Raw genomic sequence first — 14,797 nt, forward strand, 5'->3', positions numbered from 1 at the left:
ATGACCGAACACCTGCTCGACGGGCGCACCAAGGCCAGCTTCGGGCGGGCCGGCCAGGAGACCGACCTGTCCGGCCGCCGGACCATCCTGCTGATCAGCGTGGGTCAGCGCTATCACGAGGGCGACAAGCTCCGGGCCACCGTGGAACTGCTCAACCGGACCGGCTTCGGCGAGGTGACGATCGCGGTGGCGGACACCCTCCAGCGCACCAACCTCCTTGGAACCGATCCCGCTGAAGCACGTCGCCGAGCCCTGCGGGAAGGCGACGAATGGCTGGAGCGGAATGGCAAGGTTCTGGGCGGCCTGACCGTGCCCAACGACGTGCTTCGCTGGGACGAGGCATTACAGGACCCGGATTACCCGCGCTTTCTGCGGCAGGTCGAGGAAGCCTACCGGGAAAACCCTGAATACCGTGGTGCGGTGAATGCCACGGTTCAGAGGTTCATCGACCGGATGGTGGCCCGCGACCCGGACACCGACACCGAGCAGGCATTCCAGAACTGCCTGTCCTATCTCATCGAGGAATGCCCCGTCATTCAGCCGATGTGGGCGCACCAGGGATACGACTTCGTCGTGTACCCACAGCCCATGACGGCCGCCATGGCCGAAACCCATCGGCTCTTCGTCGCCGGGGAATATCCAGGCAAGGGCGGCTGGCTGTCCCTCAAGTTCAAGAAGCGGGCGGCTGTCTCCACGGCCGCCGCCTGACCCTGCACGATCCGGCGTAGAGGACGCACTCCGTGATTCCAGCAGCAACTGACCGCAAATGGTGGGCCTTCGTCGGTGTGGGCCTGATCAGCTTCCTCGGCTGCATCGACCTGACCATCGTCAACACCGCGGCACCGCGCATCCAGGCCGACCTGGGGGCCTCGGTGGCGGAGCTGCAGCTCATCGTCAACATGTTCATCGTCGCCTTGTCGATGTTCATGGTGGCCATGGGCCGGCTGGCCGACGCGCACGGCCGCCGCCGGGTCCTCTACGCCGGCACCGTCGTCTTCGGCCTGGCCTCCCTGGGAGCGGGGGCCGCCGCCGGCACCGGCTGGCTGATCGCCTTCCGGTTCCTCCAGGGCGCCGCGTGCGCGGTCCTGTACACCTCCACCGGCGCCATCGTGCAGAACGCCTTCCCGCCCCAGCAGCGCGGCCGGGCCATGGGAGCCCTCTACGGCGTCAACGGCTTCGGCCTGGCCATCGGCCCGCTGCTCGGCGGGGTCCTGGTGTCGGCGGCGGGCTGGCGCTGGGTCTTCTGGATCAACGTGCCACTCGTCGTGATCGCCCTCGCGGTGTGCTCGTTCAGCGTCCGCGAGTCCCGGGACGAGACGGCCACCGGCCGCCTGGACTGGCCCGGTCTCGCCCTGTCCGGCCTCGGCATCCCCTCCGCCGTCCTCGCCTTCACGCTCGGCGGCACGTGGGGCTGGGCCAGTCCGGGGACGCTGGGGCTGGCCGCCTTCGCCGTCGTCGCCCTGATCGCCTTCGCCGTGGTCGAGCGCCGCAGCAGCGCCCCGTTGCTCCACCTCGGCCTGTTCCGCAAGCCGGCCTTCGTCGCGGCGCTCTCCTCCGACTTCGCTCTGGCCTGCTTCTACACCACCGTGCTCTTCCTCGTCCCGCTCTACCTGAGCACCGTGCGGGGAATGGACGGGTACGCCACCGGCGCCCTGCTGCTGCCGTGTACGGCGGTGATGGCGGCCCTGTCGCCGTTCATCGGGCGGCTGATCGACCGGTTCGGCCCGCGTCCGCTGCTGGCGGTGGGTTTCGTCGCGTTCACTGTCTCCGCCCTGTTGCAGACGCGGCTGACCGCCGACACGTCCCTGGTCGAGCTGGCGGTCGCGCTCGTCGCGATGGGCATCGGCTGGGCCTGCGTCCTCAGCCCGGCGACGGTCTCCGCGCTGTCGGCCGTGCCGGAGCGGCAGGCGGGCCTGGCCGTGGGCTCCTCCTGGACCTTCCACAATCTCGGGGGCGCGATCGGTCTGGCCGCCTCCGTCGTCCTCTTCCGCTCCTTCGCCTCCGACCGGCTGACCACCGAACTGGCCGGGCGTGACCAGCCGAACGGCTCCTGGACCGAGTCCGTGGTCACCGACCCCGAGCACGCCACCGAGGTCCTGGCCGACAGGACCTCGCTGTCCCCCGCCGACGTGGACCGGGTCTTCGGCGCGGTCTTCAGTCACGGCGTGCAGGCCGCGATGTGGCTGCTGACCGGCGTGTCCCTCGCGGCCCTCGCCGTCGTCGGCCTGCTCTCGCGCAGGGCGGCCGGGCAGCCGGCCGAGGAGACGGACAGCGTCCCGGCGGGCCAGTCCGCGTAGGCACGACGCGGACGGTCCCCGGAGCACCGAGTGCCCGGGGACCGTCCGCGTCCGCCGTCATCGAAGGAACAGCAGCAGCGCGGCCATGACGGTGGTGAGGCCGGCGCACACCGCCAGGGCGGCGCCCAGGCAGCGGCGGCGCAGCTCCTGGTAGCGCTGTTCGTACTCGGCGCGCAGGGAGACGCAGCGGGACGCGATGCGTTCGAGGTCGGCCTTGGCCCGCTGCAGGCTGTCGGCGACGTAGTGCTGTTCGACCTGCTCGCGCTGGGCCGTCGTCATCCAGTCCAGGGGGCCGGTGAACTCCCGGGCCCGTCGCTCCGCCTCGGCGATCCGGGCCTGCCACAGCAGATAGCCCTCCACCTCGTTGCCGAGGTCGCCGCCGGCGTCGGCCCCCTGTTTGGGCAGACCGCTCATTCGAGGCCCCGACCGCCCGTGCCCGGCAGCGCGTGGGCCGCCTGCTCCCGCAGGGCGATGTCCGGGTGGTGCAGGTCGAACGCCGGGGACTCGCTGCGGATCCGAGGCAGGGTGAGGAAGTTGTGCCGCGGCGGCGGGCAGGAGGTCGCCCACTCCAGGGAGCGGCCGTAGCCCCACGGGTCGTCCAGGCGGACCGGAGTGCCGTACTTGGCCGTCTTCCACACGTTGTAGAGGAAGGGCAGCATCGACAGGCCGAGCAGGAAGGAGCTGATGGTCGAGACCGTGTTCAGCGCGGTGAAGCCGTCGGCCGACAGGTAGTCGGCGTACCGGCGCGGCATGCCCTCGGCGCCCAGCCAGTGCTGGACCAGGAAGGTGCCGTGGAAGCCGGTGAACAGCGTCCAGAAGGTCATCTTGCCGAGGCGTTCGTCCAGCATCTTGCCCGTGAACTTGGGCCACCAGAAGTGGAACCCGGCGAACATCGCGAAGACCACCGTCCCGAAGACCACGTAGTGGAAGTGGGCCACCACGAAGTAGCTGTCGGAGACGTGGAAGTCCATGGGCGGCGAGGCGAGGATGATGCCGGTCAGGCCGCCGAAGAGGAACGTGACGAGGAATCCGGTCGCCCACAGCATCGGTGTCTCGAAGGAGACGCTCCCCTTCCACATCGTGCCGATCCAGTTGAAGAACTTCACACCGGTCGGGACCGCGATCAGGAAGGTCATGAAGGAGAAGAACGGCAGCAGCACGGCACCGGTGACGAACATGTGGTGCGCCCACACCGTGACGGAGAGACCGGCGATCGCGATCGTGGCCGCCACCAGGCCCATGTAGCCGAAGATCGGCTTACGGGAGAAGACCGGGAGGATCTCGGTGACGATGCCGAAGAACGGCAGCGCGATGATGTACACCTCCGGATGGCCGAAGAACCAGAAGAGGTGCTGCCACAGGATCGGACCGCCGTTGGCCGCGTCGTACACATGGGCGCCGAAGATGCGGTCCGCCGCGAGGGCGAACAGGGCGGCGGCCAGGACCGGGAAGGCGAACAGGACCAGGACGGCGGTCAGCAGCACGTTCCAGGTGAAGATCGGCAGGCGGAACATGGTCATGCCGGGGGCGCGCATACAGATGATCGTGGTGATGAAGTTGACGGCGCCGAGGATGGTGCCGAAGCCGGAGAAGGCCAGGCCCAGGATCCAGAGGTTGGCGCCGAGCTGGGGGCTGCGGATCGCGTCCGACAGGGGGGTGTACGCGAACCAGCCGAAGTCGGCCGCGCCCTCGGGGGTGAGGAAGCCGCCGACGGCGATGAGCGAGCCGAAGAGGTACAGCCAGTAGGCGAACATGTTCAGCCGGGGGAAGGCGACGTCCGGGGCGCCGATCTGGAGCGGCATGATCCAGTTCGTGAACCCGGCGAACAGCGGGGTGGCGAACATCAGCAGCATCACGGTGCCGTGCATCGTGAACATCTGGTTGTACTGCTCGTTCGAGATCAGCTGCAGGCCGGGGCGGGCCAGCTCGGCCCGGATGATCAGCGCCAGCACACCGCCGAACAGGAAGAACGCGAACGACGTCGACAGGTACAGCGTGCCGATCGTCTTGTGGTCGGTGGTGGTCAGCCACCTCACCACGACGTTGCCGGGCTGTTTGCGCCGCAGCGGCAGCTCGTTCTCGTACGAGTCCTCGGCTGCCGTCGCCCCGTCCTGGGGTTCGTTGAGGATGCTCACAGGTCGTCCGTCTCCCGATGCTCGCCGTCCGGCCACGCCATGGCGCCGGTCATCCGCCATCCTGGCCGGGCGGCGGCGGCAGGGAGGCCCTGAGCGGCCGAGGCACGGCCGTTCGGATGACGGATGCACCCGTTCGGAGCAGCGGTCCGGCCCGTCCTCCCGGCGCCCCGGCACGCTTGGTAGGTTCGTCCGGATGTCGGTGACGCTGACGTACGAGAACCTTGGAGGCGGACCTCACCGTCCGGGACGGCGGGCGGGTGGTGTTCGCGGCGCCGGAGTTCCCGGTCGCGGAGCTGGCGCGGGCCTTGGTCGACTGGCTGGGGCAGGAGGTGCCGGGCGGCTTCCGCTTCGACTCGCTGCCCTTCGCGGAGCCCGGCACGGTACGGATCGAGGAGTCGGCCGGGGGCTGGCGGGTCGGGTCGGTGTGCGAGCCGGACTAGTGGACCGCGCCGGTCGCCCGGGAGGTCCTGGCGGCGGAGCTGACGCGGTTCACGGACGCCGTCCGGGAGGGGGTCGCGGCCCTCGGCGCCGACCCGGCCCTGGTTCCCCCGCTCAGTTCAGCAGGTTGACGCCGAGCTTCGGGGTGCCGCCGTCGTCGCCGTCGTAGTAGTGGTGGTGGACGATCAGGTCGCCGTCGGTGGGGCTGGGGCACGCGGAGGCGGTGCGCTTCTTCATTCCGGCGTCCCCTGTCTGTCCGTGGTTTCCGCGTCAACGGTTCGCGCGGGAACTGCGGCTGACGGACAGCCAGCGCGGTACGTCGACCTCGGCCCGCACGGTCTTCCCCGGCGGGTCGCGGTCCACGACCTCCCACCGGTCGGCCAGCGCCGCCACCAACAGGAGCCCACGGCCCGTCTCCGCGAGGGGCGCGGGCTCGCGCACGTCCGCCGGTGACGGCGGGCGGCGCTCGGCCCTGGTGTCACTGACCTCGATCCGCACGCTCCCGGTCACGAGTCGAAGCCGCAGTTCGAAGTCCCGTCCCGGCACACGCCCGTGCGTCACGGCGTTGGCGGCCAGCTCGGCCACGATCACGGCGACGGCCTCCGCCGTCTCGCAGTCGTGCGGGATCCCCCAGGAGTCCAGCTCGGTCAACGCGAGACGTCGCGCCAGACGGGCGCCGCGAGGGGTGGGGCTGAGACGGAGGGTGAGCGACGGCGTGGAGGCCGGTGGTGCGGTCATGGGGCCCAATGTGGGGCCTGGGGCGGGGGGTTCACCAGGGTCGGCGCGTGTACGGTGCGGGAGCGTACGCGGTGACGCACTGGACAGTACGCGTCACTGCGCGTGACCATTTCTCCATGGGTACGGGAAGCAATGGGGAGCCGGAGACGTCGGACAGTCTGCGGACGTTCGGGGCGGTGGTACAGGCCCTGCGGGAGCATGCGGGGCTGAGCCGGGAGGAGTTCGGCCGGCGGGTGGGGTACTCCAAACACACGGTCGCGTCCGTGGAGCTGGGGAGGCGGATGCCGGACGAGGTGTTCGTGGAGGCGGCGGAGAGGGAGCTGGGGAACACGGGGGCGTTGCGGAGGGCGGCGGGGTTCCTGGAGCGGCAGCCGGGTCTCGCTTCCTGGTTCCGGCGGTGGGCTGAGCTGGAGAAGCTCGCGATCACTCTCTATACGTACGAGTGCCGCATGATTCCAGGACTGTTGCAGGCCGAGGCGTACGCGCGGCAACTGTTCGTCGATGAGCTGCCACCCTTGACCGACGAGCAGATCGAAGACAACTGGGCTGCACGAGCGAAACGCCAACGGCTGCTCCTGGAACGGCCGAACACCACCTTCAGCTTCATCATCGAGGAGCAGGTGCTCCACCGGCGTACCGGCGGCGAGCAAGTAACCCGAGAGGCCATCGACCACCTGCTGGACACCGCGCAGTTACGAAACGTGGAGATTCAGATCATGCCGTTGGCCCGGGAGACGCACGCCGGGCTGCACGGGCCGATGCAGCTGCTGGAAACCCCGAAGCACAAGTGGTTCTCCTACATGGAGGCCCCCGAGTGCGGCATGCTCCTCGCGGACCCGAAAGCGATCAGCGTGCTCAACGTACGGTATGCCAGGATGCGTTCACAGGCTCTGTCGGACGAGAAGTCCGCAAGCCTGCTGGAGCGGATGCGAGGAGACTTATGAGCACCTCCGAACTGGCCTGGTTCAAAAGCAGCTACAGCAGCAGCGGCTCCGGCGACTGCGTGGAGGTCGCCCTGGACTGGCACAAGTCCACGTACAGCAGCGGCTCCGGCGACAACTGCGTCGAGGTCGCCCACACCCCCACCACCATCCACGTCCGCGACTCCAAGGCCCAGCACGGCCCCACGCTCGCCCTCTCCCCCACCGCCTGGTCGGCCTTTCTCGGTCGCGCCGGGAAGTGACCGTCGGGCCGCTCGCCTCGCGCGAGCGGCCCGGGATCCTTCCACCCCGCTCAGGAGGCCGGGCGGCACTCCTTCCACGCCAGGTGGTACACCGTGCTGATGTCCCCGTCCGTCGAGTCCATCGTCATGAAGCTGACCTTGTCGGGGGCCGCGGTCCCCGCGTTCACGCGGAGTTCGGTGTTGATGTTGAAGTTGCGGAGGACCCCGCAGGGCGCCCAGACCAGCTGGGCCCAGTCCGTGGAGTCGGTGGCCTGCCAGTCGTCGTTGTAGGGGCCGTTGTACGGGTGGGTCCTGGGGACCGTCTGGGACGAGCCCTGGAAGTAGTACGACGCCTTCTGCGTGGCGGTGGCGCCCCGCTGGAGTGAGGCGAAGCCCCGGTAGTCGGCGCTGGCTATCGCGTAGGTGAAGCCCTGGGGGACGTGGACCACCAGGTTGAGCTGGCAGTTCTTGCGGAAGGCCGTGGGGTCGGAGTTGCCGCCGGCCTGGGCCAGGTAGGCGCTGTACGTGACCGTGAACGCCGTGTTGTCCGGTGACACCGCCACGGCGGCCGTCCCGGCGGGACAGCCCGAGCCGTTCACCGTGGCGACGTCGATGACGATCTTGTCGGGGGGCGGGTCGTCGAAGGGGGACGAGCCTTGGGCGGGCGCTATCGCGGTGGTGAGCAGGGCGGCCACTGCGCCGCCCATGAGGAGTCCACCAGCCATGGGATTCTCCCGGTTGTCGAGTGGGGGGTGCCGCCTCCGCCCGAAGCGGTTCAAAGGTGAAAGACCTGTGCGTCACCTGTGAAGCCGGGGTGGAGGCGTGGGTAGCGTAGGGACCCCCGCCCGGGGCCGGGAGAGTGAACTCCGGCCATTCACGGCCCGCCCGTAATGGCCCTGTTGGGCTTTTTCGCCCGGTCAGCCCTGGAGTCGCGTGGGGAGCAGCGTGCGCAGCGACGTGACCGGGTGGCCCACTTCAAGGGAGCCGAGGAGGCCGTTCAGGAGGGCACTGCCGGGGACGGCGGTGGACGGGGCGGGGCGCTGGGCGGCCTCGGCGGTGGGCGCGGCGGCCAGCAGGGCGGCGGCCAGGACGGTGACGCAGGTCAGCTTCTTGATCATGGCCTTACCAACGACCGAGCCCACGGGGGGAAACCTCTCCGTCCCCCGAGTGGAGGAGCGGCGGGCGGCCGGGCGGCGGCGATTTCCCCTGCCTTCACCGGGCCGTTACCCTGCCGTACGGCCAGCTCCGGTACCGCCCGTACCGCGTAATCCGCCCGCGCGCCGAGATCCCCAGGGGTCCGTCGAGGGGCGTGCCCGTGTGGAGAATGGCCGGACCGCGCCCCCGTAAGATCGCCCGGGAGGATCCACCTTGGCGCTCAGCAGACGTACCTTCAGTGCCCTGACCGGTTCCGCCGCGCTCGGGCTCGCCCTGGGCGGCAGCGGCGGCCCCGGGGCACCCTCGGCGTACGCGGGCGGCAGCGCGCCGACCGGTCCGGCACCGGCCCCGCCGAGCGCCGACGGCCGGCGGCACACCATCGGGTACGACCGCTACTCGCTGCTCGTGGACGGGCGGCGGCTGGTGCTGTGGTCGGGCGAGATGCATCCGTTCCGGCTGCCGAGTCCGTCCCTGTGGCGGGACGTGCTGCAGAAGATGCGGGCGCACGGCTTCAACGCCGTCAGCATCTACGTGGCCTGGAACCACCACTCCCCCGCGCCGGGCCGCTACGACTTCGACGGGGTCCGGGACCTCGACCTGTTCCTGCGGACGGCCGCCGAGACCGGGCTGTACGTCGTCCTGCGTCCCGGGCCCTACATCAACGCCGAGGTCGACGGGGGCGGATTCCCCGGGTGGCTGACCGCGACCAAGGGCACCGCCCGGACCGACGACCCGGTCTACCTGTCGTACGTGGACGAGTGGCTGACCCAGGTGAACCGGATCGCCCGCCGGCACCTGTTCACCCAGGGCACCGGCACGGTCCTGCTGTACCAGATCGAGAACGAGTACGACGCCCACGCGGACGACGCCACCGGGCGCAACTACATGTCCCACCTGTACCGGAAGGTGCGCGACGACGGGATCGACGTCCCGCTGTTCCACAACGACAAGGGGCGCAACGGGTACTGGACGCCGGGGTCCTTCGACACGGGCGGGGAGAGGGGTGGCTGGCTGTACGGGTTCGACGGCTACCCGTCGCCGTCGCAGACCCCGCCGGACTGGGGGCACTACGGTCCGGGCGGGCCGAAGGGCGGAGCCACGGCCTCGCCGTCCACGCCCGGGTTCGTGCCCGAGTTCGGGGGCGGCTGGTTCGACCCGTGGGGCGGGGCCTGGTTCGACGGCAAGGGGTACGCCGAGTCGCGGCGCACCCGGGACGCCGCGTACGAGCGCCGGTTCTACCTGACCAACCTCGCCAACGGGCTCACCCTGCACAACGTCTACATGGCGTTCGGCGGGACCTCCTGGGGGTGGCTGCCCGCGCCGGTCGTCTACACGTCGTACGACTACGGCGCCGCCATCGACGAGGGCCGCAACGTCACGGACAAGATGGCGCCGATGCACCAGCTCGGGCACCTGCTCCAGCGCGTGCCCGACTTCGCCAAGCTGGACCGGGCGGCGGACGTGACCGCCGCGGGGCTGAAGGTCTACCACCTGACCAACCCGGACACCGGCAGCCATGTGTACGTCGCCCGCAACGACGGCGGCGACCCGGTCACCACCGAGCTGCCCACCGAGGCCGGCAGGCTGCGGATCACCGTGCCCGGCAAGGACGCCAAGCTGCTCACCACCGGCCTGCCGCTGGGCGGGCGGAAGCTGAAGTACGCCACCGCCGCGCCGATGACCCTCCTGACGGCGGGCCGGCAGGACATCGCCGTGTTCGCCGGGCGGCGCGACGAGATGGCCGAGCTGGTGCTGGACTGCGCGGAAGAGCCCTTCGTGCAGCGTCTGGACGAGGAGGCCGGCTGGGCCTACGACCGGGGCGAGCTGCACGTGAACGCCCCCCTCGGGCAGGGCGGGCTGACCCGGGTGCTGGTGCAGAAGGGCGAGAGCGACACCCCGCTGCTGCTGCTCCTCGCCGACGACGCGACCGCCCTCCGCCTCTTCCCGTACGACACCCCGTCCGGGAGTCTCCTCGTCTACGGCCCGGCGCTGCTGCGGCACGCGGAGGTGCACGGCTCGGAGGTCCGGCTGACCGGTGACATCGCCGAGCGGACCAGCATGGAGGTGTGGGGCCCGCGCGGGATCGACACCCTGGTGTGGAACGGGCGGAGGCTGCCCACCCGGGTCACCCTCTCCGGCAGCCTGATGACCACCGGGATGCTGCCGGACACCCCGGAGGTGCGGCTGCCCGAGCTCGGCGGCTGGCGGATGCGGACGGAGAACCCGGAGGCGGGCCCGAGCTTCGACGACTCCTCGTGGCCGCTCGCCGACAAGACCACCTCGTACAGCACCACGGCCGTCCCGGACGGGCAGCCGGTCCTCTTCGCCGACGACTACGGCTTCCACTACGGGGACGTCTGGTACCGGGGCACCCTCACCGACACCAGCGCTGTCGAGGAGGTCTCGCTCGCCTACAGCACCGGCACGCAGGGCCTGCTGATGGCCTGGCTGGACGGCGAGCCGCTGGGCACCCACCGGATGCCGGTGCCGGACAAGACCACGACCATCCGCAAGGGCACATGGGCGGAGACGGCCGTCTTTCCCGTGCGCGAGCAGCTGCGCTCCCCCGGCCGGCACGTACTGTCGGTCCTGGTCCGGCGCATGCAGCACGACCAGGACGGCAAGGCGCTCGACACGCACAAGGCGGCGCGGGGCCTGACGGCGGTCACCTTCAAGGGCGCCGAGCCGAAGGTGCGCTGGCGCGTCCAGGGCGCGGGCGCCCCCGACCCGGTGCGCGGGCCGATGAACAACGGCGGCCTGTACGGCGAGCGGGAGGGCTGGCACCTGCCCGGCTTCCGGGACCGCGACTGGGAGAAGACGGCGTTCCCGCGCGCGGCGCGGTACCAGGGCGTGACCTGGTACCGGACCACGTTCCGGCTGTCGGTGCCGGCCGACGTCGACGCGTCGATCGGCCTGACCCTGGACGACGACCCGTACCGCGCCTACCGCGCCCAGATCTTCCTCAACGGCTGGAACCTGGGCCAGTACATCAACAACGTCGGCCCGCAGCACACCTTCGTCCTGCCGAACGGCATCCTGCGCACCCGGGGCACCAACACCCTCGCGCTGGCGGTCCTCTCGGAGTTCACCACGCTGTCGGGTCCCGGGTCGGTACGGCTGACCCTGCTCGGCAGGACGACGGGCGGTGTACCGGTCAAGCCGGTCTGATCACGCGTCCGCTCACGCCAGCCTGATCACGTTCCAGGACAGCGGCTCCAGTACGGCGGTGAGGGTGCCGTCCCTCAGGGCGGTGCCCCCGACCGGGTGCGGGGTGACGCGGTCGGGGTCGGCCAGGGTGTTGCGGGCGTCGGGGTCGGCGTCCGCGAGCGCGCTGTGCTCGGTGACGGACGTCAGCTCCAGGCCGTGCAGCGCCACTTCGAGGGGCAGCGGTCCGGTGCGGTCGCGGTTGACCGCGAACACGGTGACCGTGCCGTCGTCCGCGCGGACGGCGGTGGCGTGCAGCAGGTCGGTCCCGCCGTACTTCTCCGTCTCGTACGTCGGCGAGTCCACGCGCACGTCCAGCACCTGGCCCCGGCCGTACCGGGAGGCCTGCGCGAACGGGTGGAACGTGGTCTGCCGCCAGGCCGGGCCGCCCGGTTCGGTCATGATCGGCGCGATCACGTTGACGAGCTGGGCGAGGCAGGCGACGGTGACGCGGTCGGCGTGCCGGAGCAGCGCGATGAGGAGCGAGCCGAGGACGACGGCGTCCGTGACGCTGTAGACGTCCTCCAGCAGGCGGGGCGCCTCCGGCCAGTCGGACTGGTCGACGGTCTTCGCGTACTCCTCCCACCGGGAGAGGTACCAGACGTTCCACTCGTCGAAGGAGAGGTTGATCCTCTTCTTCGACTTCAGCTTCGCGCCCACGTGGTCGGCGGTCGCGACCACGTTCTCGATGAAGGACTCCATGTCGACGGCCGAGGCGAGGAAGGAGTCCACGTCGCCGTCGACGGGCTCGTAGTAGGCGTGCAGGGAGATGTGGTCGACCAGGTCGTACGTCTCCTCCAGGACGGTCGCCTCCCACTCGGCGAAGGTGGGCATGGCCTGGCTGGAGGAGCCGCAGACGACCAGTTCCACGGCGGGGTCCTGCCGGCGCATGGCCCGTGCCGTCTCGGCGGCGATCCGGCCGTATTCCGCGGCCGTCTTGTGGCCGGTCTGCCAGGGGCCGTCCATCTCGTTGCCGAGGCACCAGAGCCGGATGCCGAAGGGGTCCTTGTCGCCGTGGGCGGCCCGGAGGTCGGACAGGGCCGTGCCGGCGGGGTGGTTGGCGTACTCCTGGAGTTCCAGCGCCTCGGCCACACCCCGGGTGCCGAGGTTGACGGCCATCACGGGTTCGGCCCGGGGGCCGAGCTTCCTCAGGAACGCGATGTACTCGGACAGACCGAAGCGGTTGGTCTCGGTGGAGTGCCAGGCCAGGTCCAGACGGCGGGGGCGGTCTTCCACCGGGCCGACCGAGTCCTCCCACCGGTAGCCGGAGACGAAGTTGCCGCCGGGGTAGCGGACGGCGGTGACACCGAGTTCGCGGACCAGGTCCAGCACGTCCGTACGGAGGCCCTCGGCGTCGGCCGCGGGGTGGCCGGGCTCGTGGATGCCGGTGTAGACGCAGCGGCCGAGGTGTTCGACGAAGGAGCCGAAGAGGCGGGGGTCCACCCGGCCGACGGTGAACGCGGGGTCGAGGGTGAAGCGGGCGGTGCGCTTGCTCATGGGGTCCTTCCGGGTCACGAGTCGTGACGTGTGGTCACCGGCCGGCCGCGCCGCTGCCGTTCGGCAGCAGCGGACCCGTGCGCGCGCCCGCGATTCAGGCCAGGGTGTCGCATACCCTCCCCCCATCGTTCGATATGCCGAATAATGCTCGTCACTTCGAACGGGACCGTAGAGTCGAAGCGCGTCCACGTCAATGGGTTGGACGCAAGGTCACAGGTGGTTCCCCGTTGAACGGCTGCCGTCGGATCACATGACGTGGGCACATCCGTGCGCGTACGCTCGGACCAGCCGCGACCGGCGGTGGGGAGGGAGACGGATGAGCTTCGGGGGCGCGCGGGAGCAGGCGGCACGCCTGGCCGCACGGCTGCGGCGCACCCGCCCGGGTTCGGCCATGCGCACCCTCTCCGGCGACCTCGCCGCCGCCGTCCGCGCCCGGCCCGAACAGCCCGACGGCGTACGGCCGTTGTGCCGGGCGCTGTGCGAGGAGATGAGCGCGCTGCGCGGCGGGCGGCCGGTCGAACTGCGCTTCGAACGCTTCCCGGACGAGATCGAGGTGACCGGACTGTGGGTCGAGTTCGCCGACTTCGACCTGGTCATCGTCGAGGAACGGGCCGAGGCCGTCCAGCAGTTGGTCATCCTCGGGCACGAGCTGTGGCACCTGTACGCCGGGCACCGGCACCACCATCTCGCCGGGGACGCCGCCGCCCGGGCCCTCGCCGACACCCCCGGCTGGCGGGAGGGCGCCCTCACCGTCGCCGCCCGCAACGGCTCCCGGGAGGCCGACGAGGCCGAGGCCGACGACTTCGGGCACCGCCTGGCCACCCTGTTCCGGGGCCGCCTCGCCGGAAACGCCACCGCCCCGCTGGACCCGGTGCAGCGTTCCCTCGGCTACCGGGGGCGCGGAGGAACGGCTCGGTGACCCTGCCGGCCAAGAACCCCTCCGGGGTCCTCAGCGCGTTCTACATCTCCTTCTGGATCCCCACGGCCGTGCTCACCGCCGCCCTCGTGATCAAGCTGCCCAGCATCATCCGGCTGTGGCGGGACCCCCTGCTGCGCGCGGTCGGCGGACTGCTGCTGCTCGCCTGCGCGGTGTTCGTGTCCTGCACCCCGTCCACCATCGCCCGGGTCAACCGGCTGACCGGCGTGCCGAACCTCTCGGCCCCCTGGTGCTACTCGCTCATCACCGCGTTCTGCGGCTCCTGCCTGCTGCTCCTCGTCACCTGGCGCAACGGCCCGTACGACCGCTCGGCCGCCACGCGCCGGGCGACGCGGTGGGTGGTCGCGGGGTACGCGGGTGTGATCGCCGCCCTGTGGCTGCTGTTCGCGCTCGCCGACGCGCGCGAGGAGCGGGTGCGGGACCTGGACACCTACTACGCGACCACGCCGTACATGCGCGAGGAGATCCTGCTCTACCTCGTCGCGCACGCCGTGGCCTGCGTGCTCACCTGCCGGCTGATCCGGGACTGGGTACGGACCGCCGGGCTGGACGCGTGGCTGCGCCGGGGCCTGAAACTGCTGGGCGCGGGCTACGTCCTGAACCTGCTGTTCGGCGCGGCCAAGCTGACCGCGGTGGCCGCGCGCTGGTGCGGGCGGGACCTGGACTGGCTGAGCACCGACCTGGCCCCGCCGGTGGCGGCCCTCTCCGCCATCCTCATCGCGGTCGGCTTCGTCCTGCCCCACGCCGGCCAGTACCTGCACGACCGCCGACGGGTCCGGCGCGCCCACCGCGAACTGCGGCCGCTGTACCGGGTGCTCGCCGCCGTGAGCGGCGAGGGAGTGCCGTTCGCGCTGCGCGCCACGCCGGAACTGCGGCTCACCCGGCGCGAGACCTTCATCCGCGACGCGCTGCTGACGCTGGCCCGCCACATCGACACCGGCCTCGGCAGCCGCGCGTACGACGCCGCGCTCGGCCTCGGCCACCCGCCGGAGCGGGCTCGTGCGCTGGCCGCGGCGGTGGCCGTGCTCGACGCGGTCGAGACCAGGGCGTGCCTGCCGTCGCCGGCGGAGCCGGCCGCCGGGGCCGACACCGCGGAACTGCTCCGCGAGATCGGCGCCGTCTCCCGCGCGCTGCGGCGCCCCGCCGACATCGCGGCGGTCCGCGCGGCGGCCGTGCCGGCGCGGAGCGTCACGGTTCCGGAGTGAGGACGCGTGCCGCCGTCCGCGGGGCCGTC

The 14,797-nt window shown here is 71.1% G+C and carries 15 protein-coding genes and 1 pseudogene; 8 read left to right on the top strand and 8 right to left on the bottom strand.

What is annotated here, in order from left to right:
• Window positions 1–708, top strand: coding sequence for a tRNA-dependent cyclodipeptide synthase (locus tag ACZ7N4_RS02600; RefSeq protein WP_471352947.1), 708 nt, complete (start codon window positions 1–3; stop codon window positions 706–708).
• Between the two features lie 32 nt (window positions 709–740).
• Complete coding sequence (locus tag ACZ7N4_RS02605; protein WP_471352949.1) at window positions 741–2,297, top strand: MFS transporter; 1,557 nt, start codon at window positions 741–743, stop codon at window positions 2,295–2,297.
• Window positions 2,298–2,354: 57 nt separating this feature from the next.
• Here the strand turns inward: ACZ7N4_RS02605 and ACZ7N4_RS02610 are convergent, their stop codons facing one another.
• Entirely contained in the window at window positions 2,355–2,711 is a 357-nt protein-coding gene (locus ACZ7N4_RS02610) for a cytochrome C oxidase subunit I (RefSeq protein WP_471352951.1), read from the bottom strand.
• A complete protein-coding gene (gene ctaD, locus ACZ7N4_RS02615; RefSeq protein WP_471352953.1) occupies window positions 2,708–4,432 on the bottom strand; it encodes an aa3-type cytochrome oxidase subunit I in 1,725 nt (574 codons plus the stop codon). Before ctaD ends, ACZ7N4_RS02610 begins: the two co-directional genes overlap by 4 nt.
• A gap of 221 nt (window positions 4,433–4,653) precedes the next feature.
• On the opposite strand from ctaD, the gene ACZ7N4_RS02620 reads away from it, so the two are divergent.
• Window positions 4,654–4,872 (top strand): DUF7878 domain-containing protein, encoded by a 219-nt coding sequence (locus tag ACZ7N4_RS02620; protein WP_471352955.1) that lies wholly within the window; start codon window positions 4,654–4,656, stop codon window positions 4,870–4,872.
• Window positions 4,873–4,984: 112 nt separating this feature from the next.
• Here the strand turns inward: ACZ7N4_RS02620 and ACZ7N4_RS02625 are convergent, their stop codons facing one another.
• Window positions 4,985–5,107, bottom strand: coding sequence for a hypothetical protein (locus tag ACZ7N4_RS02625; RefSeq protein WP_471353159.1), 123 nt, complete (start codon window positions 5,105–5,107; stop codon window positions 4,985–4,987).
• 33 nt (window positions 5,108–5,140) lie between these two features.
• Window positions 5,141–5,608: an ATP-binding protein gene (locus ACZ7N4_RS02630; protein ID WP_471352957.1), complete on the bottom strand. Its 468-nt coding sequence runs from the start codon at window positions 5,606–5,608 to the stop codon at window positions 5,141–5,143.
• Window positions 5,609–5,724: 116 nt separating this feature from the next.
• On the opposite strand from ACZ7N4_RS02630, the gene ACZ7N4_RS02635 reads away from it, so the two are divergent.
• Both ACZ7N4_RS02635 and ACZ7N4_RS02640 read left to right on the top strand, forming a co-directional pair.
• The gene (locus ACZ7N4_RS02635) at window positions 5,725–6,552 is read left to right on the top strand and encodes a helix-turn-helix domain-containing protein (RefSeq protein WP_471352959.1); all 828 of its coding nucleotides are present in this window, start codon (window positions 5,725–5,727) and stop codon (window positions 6,550–6,552) included.
• Entirely contained in the window at window positions 6,549–6,791 is a 243-nt protein-coding gene (locus ACZ7N4_RS02640) for a DUF397 domain-containing protein (RefSeq protein WP_471352961.1), read from the top strand. Before ACZ7N4_RS02635 ends, ACZ7N4_RS02640 begins: the two co-directional genes overlap by 4 nt.
• 50 nt (window positions 6,792–6,841) lie before the next feature.
• On the opposite strand, the gene ACZ7N4_RS02645 is transcribed toward ACZ7N4_RS02640, so the two are convergent.
• From ACZ7N4_RS02645 to ACZ7N4_RS02655, 3 genes and pseudogenes are all read right to left on the bottom strand, one after another.
• Window positions 6,842–7,495: a DUF4360 domain-containing protein gene (locus ACZ7N4_RS02645; RefSeq protein ID WP_471352963.1), complete on the bottom strand. Its 654-nt coding sequence runs from the start codon at window positions 7,493–7,495 to the stop codon at window positions 6,842–6,844.
• Window positions 7,496–7,687: 192 nt separating this feature from the next.
• The gene (locus ACZ7N4_RS02650) at window positions 7,688–7,888 is read right to left on the bottom strand and encodes a hypothetical protein (protein ID WP_471352965.1); all 201 of its coding nucleotides are present in this window, start codon (window positions 7,886–7,888) and stop codon (window positions 7,688–7,690) included.
• A 68-nt stretch (window positions 7,889–7,956) separates the two neighbouring features.
• A pseudogene (locus ACZ7N4_RS02655) lies at window positions 7,957–8,055 on the bottom strand (transcriptional regulator); the annotation flags it as partial.
• An 83-nt stretch (window positions 8,056–8,138) separates the two neighbouring features.
• On the opposite strand from ACZ7N4_RS02655, the gene ACZ7N4_RS02660 reads away from it, so the two are divergent.
• Window positions 8,139–11,093 carry a glycoside hydrolase family 35 protein gene (locus tag ACZ7N4_RS02660; RefSeq protein WP_471352967.1) on the top strand — a complete coding sequence of 985 codons (2,955 nt, stop codon included), beginning with the start codon at window positions 8,139–8,141 and terminating at the stop codon, window positions 11,091–11,093.
• A gap of 12 nt (window positions 11,094–11,105) precedes the next feature.
• On the opposite strand, the gene arfA is transcribed toward ACZ7N4_RS02660, so the two are convergent.
• On the bottom strand, window positions 11,106–12,626 hold the full coding sequence (arfA, locus tag ACZ7N4_RS02665; protein ID WP_471352969.1) for an arabinosylfuranosidase ArfA: 1,521 nt from the start codon (window positions 12,624–12,626) through the stop codon (window positions 11,106–11,108).
• Between the two features lie 316 nt (window positions 12,627–12,942).
• On the opposite strand from arfA, the gene ACZ7N4_RS02670 reads away from it, so the two are divergent.
• Window positions 12,943–13,545, top strand: coding sequence for a toxin-antitoxin system, toxin component family protein (locus ACZ7N4_RS02670; RefSeq protein WP_471352971.1), 603 nt, complete (start codon window positions 12,943–12,945; stop codon window positions 13,543–13,545).
• Window positions 13,542–14,768 carry an MAB_1171c family putative transporter gene (locus ACZ7N4_RS02675; RefSeq protein ID WP_471352973.1) on the top strand — a complete coding sequence of 409 codons (1,227 nt, stop codon included), beginning with the start codon at window positions 13,542–13,544 and terminating at the stop codon, window positions 14,766–14,768. The genes ACZ7N4_RS02670 and ACZ7N4_RS02675 overlap by 4 nt, the downstream gene beginning before the upstream one ends.
• The last annotated feature ends 29 nt before the right edge of the window (window positions 14,769–14,797 follow it).

The organism is Streptomyces sp. NPDC107654 (genome assembly GCF_055639035.1).